The sequence below is a fragment of the Dulcicalothrix desertica PCC 7102 genome (genome assembly GCF_003991905.1).
In the GTDB taxonomy this organism is placed as follows: Bacteria; Cyanobacteriota; Cyanobacteriia; order Cyanobacteriales; family Nostocaceae; genus Dulcicalothrix; species Dulcicalothrix desertica.
In genome coordinates this window covers 23651-38481 of the sequence record NZ_RSCL01000033.1, presented here as the reverse complement: position 1 = coordinate 38481, position 14831 = coordinate 23651, and the positions used below count along the sequence as shown (strand labels likewise).

16 protein-coding genes are annotated in these 14831 nt (G+C 38.8%); 5 read left to right on the top strand and 11 right to left on the bottom strand.

Annotated elements, in window-relative coordinates; all coding sequences use genetic code 11:
* Positions 1 to 78: 78 nt before the first annotated feature.
* The 6 genes from DSM106972_RS43300 to DSM106972_RS43275 form a co-directional block, all read right to left on the bottom strand.
* Positions 79 to 318 carry a DUF2600 family protein gene (locus DSM106972_RS43300; RefSeq protein ID WP_233787184.1) on the bottom strand — a complete coding sequence of 80 codons (240 nt, stop codon included), beginning with the start codon at positions 316 to 318 and terminating at the stop codon, positions 79 to 81.
* 126 nt (positions 319 to 444) lie between these two features.
* Positions 445 to 1464, bottom strand: coding sequence for a cysteine hydrolase family protein (locus DSM106972_RS43295; RefSeq protein ID WP_127086510.1), 1020 nt, complete (start codon positions 1462 to 1464; stop codon positions 445 to 447).
* Positions 1465 to 1640: 176 nt separating this feature from the next.
* On the bottom strand, positions 1641 to 2093 hold the full coding sequence (locus DSM106972_RS43290; protein WP_127086509.1) for a cupin domain-containing protein: 453 nt from the start codon (positions 2091 to 2093) through the stop codon (positions 1641 to 1643).
* Between the two features lie 180 nt (positions 2094 to 2273).
* On the bottom strand, positions 2274 to 3860 hold the full coding sequence (locus DSM106972_RS43285; protein WP_127086508.1) for a glucose-6-phosphate isomerase: 1587 nt from the start codon (positions 3858 to 3860) through the stop codon (positions 2274 to 2276).
* Between the two features lie 84 nt (positions 3861 to 3944).
* On the bottom strand, positions 3945 to 4214 hold the full coding sequence (locus tag DSM106972_RS43280; RefSeq protein WP_127086549.1) for a cytotoxic translational repressor of toxin-antitoxin stability system: 270 nt from the start codon (positions 4212 to 4214) through the stop codon (positions 3945 to 3947).
* A gap of 23 nt (positions 4215 to 4237) precedes the next feature.
* Positions 4238 to 4435, bottom strand: a complete 198-nt coding sequence (locus DSM106972_RS43275; protein WP_019489918.1) for a hypothetical protein — start codon at positions 4433 to 4435, stop codon at positions 4238 to 4240.
* 262 nt (positions 4436 to 4697) lie between these two features.
* Between DSM106972_RS43275 and DSM106972_RS43270 the strand changes: the two genes are divergently transcribed.
* The 5 genes from DSM106972_RS43270 (at position 4698) to DSM106972_RS43250 (ending at position 10462) form a co-directional block, all read left to right on the top strand.
* Positions 4698 to 6014, top strand: a complete 1317-nt coding sequence (locus DSM106972_RS43270; protein WP_127086507.1) for a branched-chain amino acid ABC transporter substrate-binding protein — start codon at positions 4698 to 4700, stop codon at positions 6012 to 6014.
* A 66-nt stretch (positions 6015 to 6080) separates the two neighbouring features.
* Positions 6081 to 7211 (top strand): branched-chain amino acid ABC transporter permease, encoded by a 1131-nt coding sequence (locus DSM106972_RS43265; protein ID WP_127086506.1) that lies wholly within the window; start codon positions 6081 to 6083, stop codon positions 7209 to 7211.
* A gap of 23 nt (positions 7212 to 7234) precedes the next feature.
* On the top strand, positions 7235 to 8770 hold the full coding sequence (locus DSM106972_RS43260) for a branched-chain amino acid ABC transporter permease (protein ID WP_127086505.1): 1536 nt from the start codon (positions 7235 to 7237) through the stop codon (positions 8768 to 8770).
* 74 nt (positions 8771 to 8844) lie between these two features.
* Positions 8845 to 9627: an ABC transporter ATP-binding protein gene (locus tag DSM106972_RS43255; protein WP_127086548.1), complete on the top strand. Its 783-nt coding sequence runs from the start codon at positions 8845 to 8847 to the stop codon at positions 9625 to 9627.
* 121 nt (positions 9628 to 9748) lie between these two features.
* The gene (locus tag DSM106972_RS43250; RefSeq protein ID WP_127086504.1) at positions 9749 to 10462 is read left to right on the top strand and encodes an ABC transporter ATP-binding protein; all 714 of its coding nucleotides are present in this window, start codon (positions 9749 to 9751) and stop codon (positions 10460 to 10462) included.
* A gap of 248 nt (positions 10463 to 10710) precedes the next feature.
* Here the strand turns inward: DSM106972_RS43250 and DSM106972_RS43245 are convergent, their stop codons facing one another.
* From DSM106972_RS43245 to DSM106972_RS43225, 5 genes are all read right to left on the bottom strand, one after another.
* Positions 10711 to 11247: a hypothetical protein gene (locus DSM106972_RS43245; RefSeq protein ID WP_127086503.1), complete on the bottom strand. Its 537-nt coding sequence runs from the start codon at positions 11245 to 11247 to the stop codon at positions 10711 to 10713.
* 29 nt (positions 11248 to 11276) lie between these two features.
* Positions 11277 to 12539, bottom strand: a complete 1263-nt coding sequence (locus tag DSM106972_RS43240) for an AAA family ATPase (protein ID WP_127086502.1) — start codon at positions 12537 to 12539, stop codon at positions 11277 to 11279.
* A gap of 115 nt (positions 12540 to 12654) precedes the next feature.
* Positions 12655 to 12972, bottom strand: coding sequence for a DUF2087 domain-containing protein (locus DSM106972_RS43235; protein WP_127086501.1), 318 nt, complete (start codon positions 12970 to 12972; stop codon positions 12655 to 12657).
* 73 nt (positions 12973 to 13045) lie between these two features.
* On the bottom strand, positions 13046 to 13378 hold the full coding sequence (locus tag DSM106972_RS43230; RefSeq protein WP_127086500.1) for a hypothetical protein: 333 nt from the start codon (positions 13376 to 13378) through the stop codon (positions 13046 to 13048).
* Positions 13379 to 13449: 71 nt separating this feature from the next.
* Positions 13450 to 14772 (bottom strand): glutamate-5-semialdehyde dehydrogenase, encoded by a 1323-nt coding sequence (locus DSM106972_RS43225; RefSeq protein WP_127086547.1) that lies wholly within the window; start codon positions 14770 to 14772, stop codon positions 13450 to 13452.
* Positions 14773 to 14831: the final 59 nt, after the last annotated feature.

Below are 14831 nucleotides of genomic sequence, written 5' to 3'. Positions count from 1 at the left end.
CAAGAATAATTATTATCCTCACGTCAGTATACTTGCTTGATAAGTAACTCTCAAAGGGCACACATGTTGTATTATATTTTACCCCATTTTAGAGCGTAAATTAGCCATGATTCTGCCATTAAAAAAGAAAAAGTAAGCTGGCGCCCCTCCTTTATTTAAAAGATGCCTTGCCATTTTTTTCACTTCTTTTTGTCTTTGTACCTTTTGGTCAGCTAGATAAATTCCTAATAAAGCCTGGTTAATCATTTTATGAAAATCGGTATCGGTGCCCTCTGTGTCTCTGTGGTAATAATATTTACCAAATGATATTTTATACATTAATAAAGCTTTTAAAACATCCTCTAAACCGCGCCGCAACCACAAAATACAACACATCTAACAATGCATACAAACCATTAATTAAACTCTTGTGGGATGGGCATCCTTGCCCGTCCCTCTATAAGATTAAAACTTATAACTCGATTTCACAACATTCATTCCTGCTGCTGCAAACCTTTTGTATGCTTCATCCGCAGCTTGAGTATAGTCAACCACACCCTTAACAACTACAGGAGAACTACAATCCTCTAACAGATATATTTTCTTAGCTAAATTTGCATCTGTTTGTTTAATTTCTGTTAATAAGTCGTCGATTGTCCAAGCGACACAGTGACTCTTTGCTTGTCCACCAATTATGACAACATCATACTGCAACAACTGTTTAATCAGACGAGTATTTTTCTCTGCAATTGTACGATTATCAAAGCTTGTGGCAACTTCTGGACGTAATACTGAGTAATTTTCGGTTAAAGGATTATTTCCCTTTATTTCAAACTGTGTTTGACTGCTACGCGCGATTGAATGAAAAAATATTGCTTCTTCTACTGCTGATACTAATGCATGACCAATACCACCTAACATTGAATGATAAGGCCAAACGGTTAGAGGATATTTGCCGTTTTGTGTTAATTGTTTAACGTAATGATAAGCATGTTTTTTTAATAATTCGTAATCCCAGCCTAAGCTAAAGGCAACACCTGGGTTAACTTTCCATATACCTTTGTCAATATCTGCGGGTGTAATATTTGTTGCGGCTGGAGTTGGATTTTGTCCGCTATCATTCACCCAAAATATAGGATGAAATATTTGCATTGCTGTATGAGTATCTAGCGTTGGTACAATTGTTGTTATTGCCCCTAGGTTACGATAGATAAATTCACATAAGCGGATGTTGTCTTCTACGGCGCCTTTTCCTGATTGTCCTCCTACGAATAATTCAAATCCTGGAAGGCAAAATGTATTTTGTACATCTATTAATAGTAAGCAAATGCGCTTTTTATCTTGCGATGCTGGTTTGATGTTATGCTTATTCGCCCATTCGTTAGCTTCGGTGCCTCTTTGTTGGTAGGGAACACGGTAAACTTCACTTACTGTTTGTGGTTTGAAGTGCGAGGGAATGGGTAGTTGGCTGGCTGAGGTATTCATAACTGGTTTTTGTTACTGGTAATAAATAACCAAATGTAGAGACGCGAAATTTCGCGTCTCTACAATGTGCGGATTTTATGAATGATTTAGGTTTTTATTTTATGTCATTTATTGAGGAACGGGCAGGGATGCCCATTCCACAAGAGATTCTACAAGAGGTGGGTTTTAGATTTTAATTAAAGTATTGGCGCCGATGTGCTGATTGTTTTTAAGTTTTCGAGTGCAGATTTTGCGGCTTCTAAATCGTAAGGAAATGGTCTACCGCGTGTTACGTAGTCTAGTGGTTGGACTGGACGATGACGTAGTACTGCATTCACTACTACACATGCTTCGGAACTAAAGTTGATGGCGCCGTGTAATACTCCTGGTGGAATTATCGCTACGGCTGGTTGTTTTTCGCTTAAGGGAATATACTGATATTTTCTGTCAATGAGTGTTACCAGAACAAATTCGCCTTTGACTACTAATATTTGGTCGGTTTGTGATTTGTGTACGAACAAGTCATCTACTGCATTAGGGGGGACTTGTACGAGCATTGTTTCGTTGCTTGCTTGTGGGGTGAAGAATTGCGCCATTCCCCCTTTGATTGATTCTAGATGGCGAATTGTAATTCCTCTAGGCTTATTCATGTTAAATACCTATAAATAATTTTTTGAGTGTGTATTTTATTTAGCTGTATAAATTATAGCTAGCAAAAAAGCTGAACATCTTAAGAACTGAGTGCTTTCTTCTATCTTAGATGTTCAGCTATGAAAAATTGTTGCAAAAGCAACAAATATTGACTCTTTGTGATATGTATTTTACAAAGTTCAACCCATAGATACAGTCAAACTGTTGGGTTCGCCTAAGTTACCTTGCATAACTACACCGCGATTATTTGCCGACATGTGTCGTAAAATAATGTATATTGACTCAACGTTGTCACTGGCGCCTGCTTTGTCAGCAATTTGCGCTAGTGTCATAGGTGCTTTTTCGCTTTGCAATACGTCGATGACTTTTGTCTGTAAGTCCAATATGACTGCCGCAGCTTTTTTACCTGCTTCTACACCTGGTTGATGGTAAGCATTTATATTTACCAAACTTGCATAATAACCAACCGTTCGGTCATATAATGCAATTAAGGCGCCGACAGTACGAGGGTTAACTTCGGGAATTGTTACTGTAATTGAGTCACGATGGTTTTCGTATAATGCAGTACGCGAACCTTGGAGGAAACCAGAGAGGTAGTCACCAGAGGTAATACCTGGTTCGAGTTCAGGAGATGCTCCCTCACGGTCTTTCAATACTTCAATAAAGGTAAGAAAGAAGTTTGGCACCCCTTCGCGTAACTGTTGAACGTAAGCGTGTTGGTCGGTAGAGCCTTTATTACCATATACAGCAATACCCTGATGTACTATATTACCGTCAAGGTCTTTTTCTTTTCCTAAAGATTCCATGACGAGTTGCTGCAAGTAACGACTAAATAGCAGCAAGCTGTCTTTATAGGGTAGAACGACCATATCCTTCTCACCCTTACCGTTACCTGCGTAATACCATGCTAAAGCTAGCATTGCAGCAGGATTTTTCTTAATATCGGCAATGCGTGTAGCATCGTCCATTTCTTTGGCGCCTTCGAGCATTTCTTTAATATCAATGCCTTGAAGTGCAGCAGGTACTAACCCAACTGTAGACATGGACGAAGTGCGTCCACCAACCCAATCATACATTGGAAAGCGCATTAGCCAGTTTTCGTTTTTGGCTTGGTCGTCTAGCTTACTACCTGGCATGGTAATAGCAACGGCATAATTCGCAAAATCTAAATTTTGTCCCGCATAAGCTTTTTTAACTTCCAACATGCCGTTACGCGGTTCGGGAGTACCACCAGATTTAGAGATTACTAAAACTAAAGTACTAGAAAGTTTATTACGTAGATGCGTGAGAATCTTGTCGATGCCAGTTGGGTCTGTATTATCGATAAAATGAATTGCTAAAGGAGGAAAATCGGGGGCAAGGGCTTCAGCGATAAATTCGGGACCAAGTGCAGAACCACCGATACCGATAGAGATAATATCAGTAAAGCGTGCAGCTTTGGGAGGATGAATTCCACCAGTGTGAACTTTTTCGGCGAAAACTTCGATTTGTTCGATTGAACTCACAATTTCTTGTGTGAGTTCGGGAGTCGGCGCCAAATCAGGATTTCGCAGCCAGTAGTGTCCAACCATGCGGTCTTCGTCGGGGTTTGCAATGGCGCCCTTTTCAAGCTCCGCCATCGAAGCGAAAGCCTTCTCGAACTTTGGTTGCAACGCCTCTACGAACGCATTATCAAAGCGCATCCGACTAATATCGAGGTAAAACCCCAATCCTTCGTGGTAATATAACCATTCCTGGTATCGCTGCCAAAGTGTCGAAGCGTCCATAGGGAAATCTCAAGTAAGTTTTATCAACAACAAGTTTAAGGTAAGGACTGGCTTATCCCATTCAACCTTATACAGTTTTAAGTCTTATGCCATCTGCTCGTCCTTAACATCTGGCATAGGTATAACTCGCAGGAACTTAACAATTTCACCCCGTAGCTCAATACCAATAAGGTATCTATCGAGGCTAAATCGGTAAAATATGCCTTCACCATCAATTTGCCGTAACTGTGGTAAGTAGTGCAGTTGCCCTTTTTGGGGAAACTCCACAAACGCTAAATTATACACTTGCTGGTAAATAGTAGGTTCCAAACGACGTAAATCGTTTAAGAAAGACCGCTCATAGCGTACTTCGATATTCACACAAACATTTCCCCTTTTTACGTCATTGTCAGGTATCGCACCGCTTCCTCATGCGTTAATGCATCCCACGGTTGCTGCAATTGTTTAACGGACTGTATCGCTTTGAGAACTTTGTAGTCACAATGCAACGCATACACTACACTCCAAACTAGTTGGAGTTCGTCATCGGTCATTTGTTCTATTAGTCCATGCAACTGGGGTCGCAGCACACTCATAAATAAGCTCTAATAACGTAACTAATCTTTATAATTCCCAAAAAATGCATAAAAATAAGTCTTGTTATTCTAAAGATAATATGTAATGATAAGTGGTTTTTACTAGAATCGATACCAACATAGACGATATTGAATTTGACATTTAACTTGCCAATGTTAATTTCTGTATCTTTACAAAGTCTATTTTTTGGATACTATTCTTGATAACGTAAAAATTCTTATGTTTAATAAGGCTTCATAACCCAGTAAATGTAAAATCAGTATGCAAAACATCGAAAAAACTAGCTTTAACAATCGTATCAAGTCAAAACAAGGGTTTATTCGCAGCAATATCCTCTTCATGGCTCTTTGTAGTATTGGGTTGTTTGTAACTGGATGTGGTGGTACTAACACGGGTGGTACTGGCGCCACAAATCAAGATGCTTCAGGAGGTGCTTCTGGCAACACCGTTAAAATTATGTCCAGCTTTCCCCTAACAGGTAGTTCTGTCGGTCAAACCCAAACAATCGTCAACAGTATCAAACAAGCACTCGACGAGACTAACTCAACAGTTTGTGATGGTAAGCTCAAAATTGAATATGAGTCTTTAGACGGTGCAACTGCAGCAAGCGGAAAATGGGATGCTGCTAGAGAAGCTGAAAACGCAAATAGAGCAGTCTCAGACCCCAATGTTGTCGCGTATATCGGTACTTTTAACTCCGGCGCCGCCAAAATTTCAATTCCCATCCTCAACCAAGCCAACCTAGTAATGGTCAGTCCAGCAAATACCGCTGTGGGCTTAACTAAACCAGGTGGAGAACCAGGGGAACCCGAAAAATACTACCCCAATGGCAAGCGAAATTATGCGCGCGTAGTTCCTGCTGATGATTTACAAGGTTCTGCAGCAGCAAATTGGGCAAAATCACTCGGAGTCAAAAGAGTTTACATCCTCGATGACCAAGAAGTTTACGGCAAAGGACTCGCTGATGTATTTGAAGCTACTGCCAAAAAACTTGGTATCGAAGTTTTAGGACACGAAGGTATTGACGCCAGAGCAACAGACTATAGAGCATTGATGAATAAAATCAAAGCAGTCAACCCAGATATGATTTATTTTGGTGGTATTACCCAAAATAACGCTGGGCAGTTAATCAAAGATATGCGTAACGTTGGGATGACACAAGATAAAGTCAAATTTATGAGTCCTGATGGTACATATGAACAAGCTTTGATTGACGCAGCAGGTAAAGATGCAGAAGGTGTTTTAGCAACCTTTGGTGGTATTCCACCCAAACAGTTAACAGGCGCCGGTAAAGCTTGGTATGACAGCTATAAGAAGAAATTTAACGCCGAACCTGAAGCTTATGCTGCATATGGTTACGAAGCTGCCAAAGTAGTTATTAATGGTATTGGCAAAGTTTGTAAAAATGACCGCGCGGCTATTCGCGATGCAGTTTTAGGAACTAAAGACTATCAAGGTATTCTTGGTACTTGGAGTTTTGACGCGAATGGTGATACAACTTTAACCACAATGTCTGGTAATACCGTCAAAAACAGCAAATGGGAATTTGTTACTGTACTAGACGCTAAAGCCAAATAATTTTTAACAGTAAGGTGGGCTTCGGTCCACCATACATATAGATAATGACCAACACATAAAACAACTATGATAAAATCACTCCAGAAAGCATCTAAAAGTAGTTCGCTAGGTAAAAAATCATTAAGCGGTTGGCAAAAAATTCTTTTATATATCGTTATAGCTTATTTAGTTTTATTACTGGCGCCAATAGCAGGGTTTGATTTACCAAGAATTATAGGCGAAATCAAAAGTAACCCTGCTCTTTTAGTACAACAGTTATTAATCGGACTTGTGAACGGTGCAATTATTGCGATTATTGCATTAGGCTACACAATGGTTTACGGCATCATCGAGTTGATTAACTTTGCTCACGGCGATTTATACATGTTAGGTGCATTTGCATCACTAACTGTTATCGGTGCTTTTGGAATTACTGATGGCACTTCATTTCAAGCTAGTATTGGGGCTATAATAATAGCTTTGATTGTTAGCTGTGCTTTATGCGCTTCTTTAAATATATTAACTGAGAAGTACGCCTACCGACCATTACGAAATGCCCCACGATTGGCGCCTTTAATTTCGGCAATTGGAGTTTCGTTCATTTTTCAAAATACTGGACTGTTCTGGGGTGGCTTAAAGTCATTTATCCCTGTAATGGGTGTAAACGCCGCAGCACCAAAGAACTTCCCAGACTTATTACCGCGTATAGATATTTTCAAAGCATTAGGAATTGAAACCACTATTCAATTCACAACTAAAGACTTAATCGTATTGGTGACTGCACTAGTTTTAATGGTGGGGCTACATTCATTTGTACAGTTTACATCTTGGGGTAAAGCAATGCGCGCAACTGCCCAAAATCGAGATGCAGCTAAAATGATGGGTATTAATGTAGATGGCATTATTATACTGACTTTTTTAATTGGTGGTTGTTTAGCAGGAGCAGCAGGGTTATTAGTCGGACTTTATAACAATACAATTGTATTTACAATGGGTTTTACTGCTGGGTTACGAGCATTCACCGCAGCAGTTTTAGGAGGAATTGGCAATATTGTAGGCGCCATGTTAGGGGGATTATTAATTGGATTACTCTCAGCTATAAGCGATCAATATTTCTCAAGTCGATGGACAAATGCTTGGGTGTTTGCGGTTTTGGTGATAATTTTGGCGTTACGACCAGGTGGTCTACTTGGTGATAGCGCACAAGAAAAGGTTTAACAAGAAAGATAAAAGTAATCACCATGAAAAAATTACTAAACCAAATAATCAAATCAATTGGGGTTTTCGGAATAGTTGGCGCCATTACCGTCCTAACCTTTGGTGGTTGGAGTGGTGCAGTTATAAGCTGGCTACTTGGTACGGCAATAGGAATAACCCAAACTCAAGGTAAAAGAATTAATAGTCCTACTACAGGTGCTGTTAATGGTGCTTTTTCAGGATTAAAACTAGGTACATGTGTACTGCTTGGCAGTTTAATTCAAGGTTTATTATTACTACCAATTTCAGGGCGCCCTGCAATTGGTTTTCCACAAGCTTTATTGTTCGGGGTTAGCGGTCTTGTGATTGCGCCGTTATTTGCTGCTATTACTGGAGCAATTACCGCGTTAAATCCCAAACAGCGACAACTAGGAATGTTAATCGTTCTTGGTTTTTCAGTAATTTTATTTCCCTTCGTGGATGCAGTCGCGCAGACTCGTTGGATATCAACAGTAATTGAAATCCAAATTTTTGTTCTGTTAGCACTGGGTTTAAATATTACCGTTGGCTTTGCTGGACTGCTTGACTTAGGTTACGCAGCTTTTTTTGCAATTGGCGCCTACACAACAGGTTTACTGTGTTCACCTCAACTTAATATTCACTGGAACTTTTGGCTAGTAATTCCCATTGCAGCAGCAGTTGCAGCGATGTTTGGCGTAATTCTTGGAACTCCAACATTGCGGTTGAGAGGTGATTACCTTGCTATCGTTACCCTCGGTTTCGGAGAAATCGTCCCTGTTCTTTTTCGTAACTTGACGCAAATTCGTATCGAAGAACCAATTTCTAAAATTATTGGTAGCTTAATTGGGCGCCCAGAAATGGCGATTTGTCTTGTAGGATGTGACCGCGCGATTAATTTGACTGGTGGTGAACCAGGAATTAACCCTATCGACCGACCCTACCTACCAATCATCGGTAGTTTCACCAGCAGCAATCCTTTTCCTTGGTATTATTTGATTTTATTTCTCGTAATTTTCTCTTACTTCGCAATTAGTCGATTACGAGATTCGCGTTTAGGAAGAGCTTGGACGGCAATTCGCGAAGATGAGCTTGCCGCAAGTGCTATGGGTATAAATCTTGTTAGAACAAAATTACTGGCATTTGCAATGGGAGCAGCTTTTGCAGGATTTGCAGGTTCATTTTACGCCGCTTATATCAGTGCGATTTTCCCTAGCGTATTTGACTTTTCAGTGTCTGTAATTATACTGTGTATGGTGATTTTAGGCGGTTTAGGAAACATGACAGGAGTTATCCTAGGTGGCATCATTATAATGGGCGCCGACCGACTATTTCTACCTCAAATCGCCAGAATATTAGAAGGAATTCGCACGACAACTTTGCTACCGCTAATTAGCAATCCACAATGGCAAGAATTTATTAGAACAAGCTTAGACCCAACACAAATGCGTTTATTTCTGTTTGGTTTAACTCTTGTAATTATGATGTTAGTGCGTCCAGAAGGACTAGTTCCCGATAGACTGCATCAAGCAGAACTACATGGAGAAACAACCGATAGTTAAAACAAAGAAACCGGGTTTTTTGGTAAAAACCCGGTTTCTAATAGTCAAATTTACTTAAAAAGAAAGTATATATGATGGCAGTAGAACCCAAAGTAGCAATATTAGAAGCACAGCAACTGACAATGCGATTTGGTGGCTTGACAGCAGTAAATCAAGTTGATTTTGTCCTAGAAAAAGGAAGCATTGCTAGTCTTATCGGTCCAAACGGCGCCGGAAAAACAACATTCTTCAACATGCTGACCGGAATTTACAGCCCCAGTGCAGGTAGATTATGGCTTTATGATAGAGACATAACAGGCTTAAAACCAGACGAATTAACCAAACTAGGAGTAGCTAGAACTTTCCAAAATATCCGCTTGTTTAACAACATGACAGTACTAGATAACGTACTAGTTGGGATGCACTCCAAACTCAAAGCTAACTTAGTTGGAACCTTACTACGTCCACCAGCAGTTGTACAAGAAGAAGCAAACGCCAGAAAAAAAGCCTTATATTGGTTAGAATACGCAGGATTAGCGAAATCTAGAACATTTGAATTAGCAAAAAACCTATCTTACGGAGAACAAAGGCGCCTAGAAATAGCGAGAGCATTAGCATCCGAACCGCAATTACTGCTATTAGACGAACCAACAGCGGGAATGAATCCCAAAGAAACAGGAGAGTTAACGGCGTTCATGCAACAAATTCGTAGTGAACTCCAACTCACCATATTACTAATCGAACACGACATGAAACTAGTAATGGGAATCAGCGACTACATCACCGTACTAGCAAACGGTAAAAAAATCTCCGAAGGAACACCCAATCATGTACGTCAAGACCCCCTAGTCATCGAAGCATACCTAGGCAAAGAGTAGTAGTACCCATCCTATACTAGTACCTATCCTGTAAGGGCAGGTTAACCCACAACCTTCACCACCCTTAAGGATACCTGTAAACCTGCCCCCCCCCACCTGTAAACCTGCCCCCCTTAATGTAATGCTAGAAGTAAAAGATATACACACATACTACGGTAATATACAAGCCCTCAAAGGAATCTCAATAAAAATCAACCAGGGCGAAATCTGCACACTCATCGGCAGCAACGGCGCCGGAAAAACCACTCTCCTAAGAACCATCCAAGGGTTAATACGTCCCCGTCAAGGTACGATATTATTCGAGGGAAAACCAATCGAAACCGTATCACCGCAAAAAATTGTGCGTGAACTACGAATAGCTCAAAGTCCCGAAGGACGAATGATTTTTCCGCGCATGACAGTACTAGAAAATTTAGAAATGGGCGCCTTTTCTCGAAAAGATAAACTTGGTATAAAATCAGATTTAGAATACGTCCTAAGTTTATTTCCCCGTTTGCGAGAGCGAATAGCGCAAAAAGGAGGAACACTTAGCGGAGGAGAGCAACAAATGCTATCAATAGGACGCGCATTGATGGCAAAACCTCGCTTACTACTACTCGATGAACCAAGTATGGGTTTGGCGCCTAACTTAGTGCAAGAAATATTTTCTCTAATTAAACAAATAAACAAAGAAAGAGAAACAACTATTTTACTAGTAGAACAAAACGCTCGCCAAGCATTAGATGTAGCAGTACGCGGTTACGTACTACGAACAGGCAAAATAGAACTAGAAGGTCGAGCTAGTGACTTACAAACCAACGAAGAAGTTCGTAAAGCATATCTAGGTGAAGGTTAATATATCACACGTCGGCTCACCTGACCTACAAACAAATTTTGATAATATATCTCTTTAGCACAGAGACCACGAGAGTTCACATAGAATAACTGTAGGTTGGGTGGAGGCTTTGCGTTCACGTACTGTCCCGTTATCCGTAAACCGAATGTTTTCTCGTTATCCGTAAACGGAGTTTTCCCGCAGGGTAGGATATCCACTTATGGTAGGGAAACCCAACTTTTGTCATGAGAATGTTATATATGACTATATTATTCCTGTAAATACTTATCACAAAAATATTTTAAAGAAGAGTTTCTTTGTTTTGCAATATCAATTTTAAATAAATTTAATATCTCAATCATAAAATCAATCCTGGAAGCTTTAAAATTGCTAGGTATGAGCCGATTAAAATCTTCTTTAGTAATTAAATTTGTGCTACTCTCTTTTAATTTTATACCTAGTGACTTACAGCTATCATCATCAAGGCCTGCTAAATACCAGCTTTCTATCTCTTGTATAACTACCACTATATTACTTATCTCAATATTAGTAACCTTAGCTTTTATATAATCCTTTTTAGTCGAGATACATCTCGCTCTATCAATATCTGCTGTGAAAATATAATTTGCATTCATACTGACTATGCTTTTTAAAAATTTATTCTGCCAAGTTGGATTTTCTCCAGAGTATTTAATAATTTTTGTATAATCGTATTGTTGTTCAAACAACGGGCAAAAGATTCTTTGGAAAAACCTCTCATCATCAGAACCTTCTACCCAAATGAATAAACCGTTTTTTGTTGACATAATTTATTTCTATAGGCTCTTCTCTTTTTCTAAATACTGAGCAAATTTTTTACATATAATTCCTCAAACTCAATTTGATTTTCTAAGAATATTTTAATTTCTTCTTGCTCATAAGGTCTTGATATTTGAGAGAATCCTTGTTTATCTCTCGATATTAATAATATACTTTCTCTATTTGCATATTTAACCATTTCGGGATTATGAGTAGTTACTATAATTTGCTTATTCATCGATGCTTCTTTCATCATTTCAATAATTTTAGAGATGAGGTAAGGATGTATATTTCTTTCTGGTTCTTCGATTATCGTTAATGGTTCATTCTCAAAATACAATGCAATTAACAAAGCTATAATATTGACTGTACCATCAGATATTAATGATGATGGTATATAATTATTATCATTTTTTAAGTATTGCTCTTTGATTTGAAAAATTAAAGATTTATCTGTATACTCTTCAATTTTCAAATCCTTAACAAAGGGTAGTACTACTGAGAGCAAGTTTAACAATTTCCTTTTACTATTACCCTCTCTAATTATCTTTTTAATAACGATAGGTAAATTAGTACCGTCTTCTTCAAGTTCTAGTTTTCCAGTAATCGGTGTTGCTTTTTTTGTCAGTTTATGATCAAAATCGTAAATCGATACATTCTTCAAAGTATCGCTATCTTCTGGCATTAATAATGACAAAAAAGGATTTTCTAAAAGCACTGTATTTGATTTCAATTCTTGCGATGCAAAATAATGTATTGGCAGAACATCAAATTTGTTGATTGTACTTGAATTATTATCAGACCGATAATCAATATCAATTTTATTCTGATTTTTGGATAAAACTATTTTGCTATTGGCGATTTTATTTTTTTGCTCACTACTCTCATCATGAAAATTATATATTTCGCAATTCTGTATCAGTTTATCTTCTGTAATAACAAAATCTACATGATTAGGACTAAATTGGATAGATAGTTCATAACTGCTTTGTAATATTTTTAAAAGACTCGTTTGATTATTTTTTTTTATAAATCTCTCGTGTTTATCATCAAATACAATATTAACTTTAAATTCTTGAGATGTGTTAATCCTAGTATTAATTAAATACTCGACCCCACCTTGTAAAGAAATTGCATTATCAAGTCCAAAGTTTCTGATATCTCTCAAAAATTTCAATATTTGTAAAAAATTAGATTTACCAGAAGCATTGGCGCCAATTAAAATATTAAGTTTTCCCAGTTCTATATAAGAATCTCTAAAACTTTTAAAATTTGAAACATGTATACTTTTAATCGGCATACCCCATTCCTCATAGATAAAAAACAAGCCTTAATTTCATAAGGCTGATGTTTTTATGGATATACATGTATTATATCTAGAGTTTTTAACCTAGAGACCACAAACAGAATTAATCTTAATTTTGGCGCCAGTAAATACCAGATTCTCGCTGCATCAAATTGTAACCTATCATTTCGCGTCGTAGCGTAGCACAATCAGGGTGAAATTGCTTAATAATTTCGTTGACCTTAGCTTCTCGATAGTTTGCACCCTGCTCAAAATGACTTACTAGCCATTTTAAAATTACTAAGCGCTTTTTACGAGTTGCTGGAATATCCTTCAAACGGGGTAATGCGCTTGTTTTGTCAACCACTGTATAGTTACTAAGAACTTTCGCCGCCCAAGCTTCATCCTCAACTTGTTCGAGCGATATGTCAAATTGTTTGTTAAGCATAATATCTAATTAGATGTGTGTCTAATTAGATTGTACCTGATTAATTTAGGTTTGTGTTCAAATGACTTGGTTATTATGCTACCAGATGTGACTCCGAAACCTCGATCAACGGGGTAAAAGCATTAAAATACCCCTGCTTCCACAATTGTGTGATTGCATTGGACATTGCATTTAGCGTTAACTCAGGTACTACAATCAATGCTGGTGGCGCCAAAAAAGGATAACCACATTCCACCTCTGCTTCTAAGTCTTGCTGTAAGCGGATAGGGTCAATGAAATAAACTGAATATGTTCTGCCATCGGCAATTTGGACAATTCCATCGCTTCTACACCCTTTCATAAGAGTTTCCGCTTCGTCTCTTTCGTCCCAACCATATTTAAACGTCAGTTTTGGTGCATCTTCCATGTGACTATTCGTGTAAAACGTTAACGTTCCTCGACACCAACCTACAAACACCTATCCGTTACATCCGTTTATCATCCGTTGCCAAGCGTTTTATTCAAGTCGCGGTGTGTGAAAGGTTTGGCACTGGCGCCTGTATAATTAGCAGCAATGTGTCCATTACCAGTCATTTGATATTTGTAAGTTACTAAACCTTCTAAACCAACGGGTCCACGGGGAGGCATTTGCTGTGTGCTGATACCAACTTCGGCGCCGAATCCGTAGCGGAAACCATCGGCAAAGCGGGTAGAGCAGTTATGATATACACCTGCGGCATTTACTAAAGCTAAGAAAGTGGATGCAGCGTTGGGGTCTTCGGTAATAATTGCATCAGTGTGCTTGGAACCGTAATTGTTGATATGCTCAATTGCTTCCTCTAGACTATCTACAATTTTTATAGCTAAAATCAAATCGCTGTATTCGGTTTGCCAGTCGGTAGGTGCAGTTATATTAGGTAATATTTCACGAGTTCGCTCGTCTCCGCGTAACTCAACATTCATATTTTCCAATGCTTTTGCCACTTTAGGTAAAAAGGTTGGCGCCATTTCAGCATGAACAAGCATTGTTTCAATAGCGTTACATGCGGCAGGATAGTGAGTTTTTGCGTCTACAGCGATGGTAATAGCTTTGTCGATATCTGCTGCTTTATCTATATATAGATGACAAACACCGTCTGCGTGTCCAAGTACAGGTATGCGAGTATTTTCTTGAACGAATCGTACAAATGAATTAGAACCACGTGGAATAATTAAATCTACATATTTATCTAACTTGAGTAGCTCTAAGGTTTCTTCACGTGTTGTTAGTAGCTGCACTGCATCGGGGTTTACCGCAGTTTGTGCCAAACCTTGTTTTATGGCTTTAACTATAGCTTCGCATGAGCGTACTGCTTCTTTACCGCATTTGAGAATAACACCGTTTCCTGATTTGATTGCGAGTGAGACAATTTGAATCGCAGCTTCAGGACGTGCTTCAAAAATAATTCCCAAAACTCCTAACGGACAAGTTACCCGCTTCAAAATTAACCCAGTATCAAGTTCGCGATGAATTTGTACATGTCCTATGGGGTCAGCAAGCTTACCGACATCACGTACACCTGTAATGGCATCTCTTAATTTATGTTCATCTAACTGCAAACGTTTATAAAGCGGTTTGGCAATACCATCAGCGACCGCAGCTTCACAGTCAGCAATATTTGCTTTGATTATTTCATCACGCGCTGATTCTAAGGCTAAAGCAATAGTGTCTATAGCTTGGTTACGTTGTTTAGTCGAAAGTACTGCCAAAGAAAGTGCTGCCGAACGGGTTTGTTGGGCAATTGTAATTAAAGATTTGTAAGCTACTTGGGAAGCGGTCATAACTTGTATATCGCGATAATCTCTGCTACTTACCAATCGTAACGTCTTAGAGCCACGAT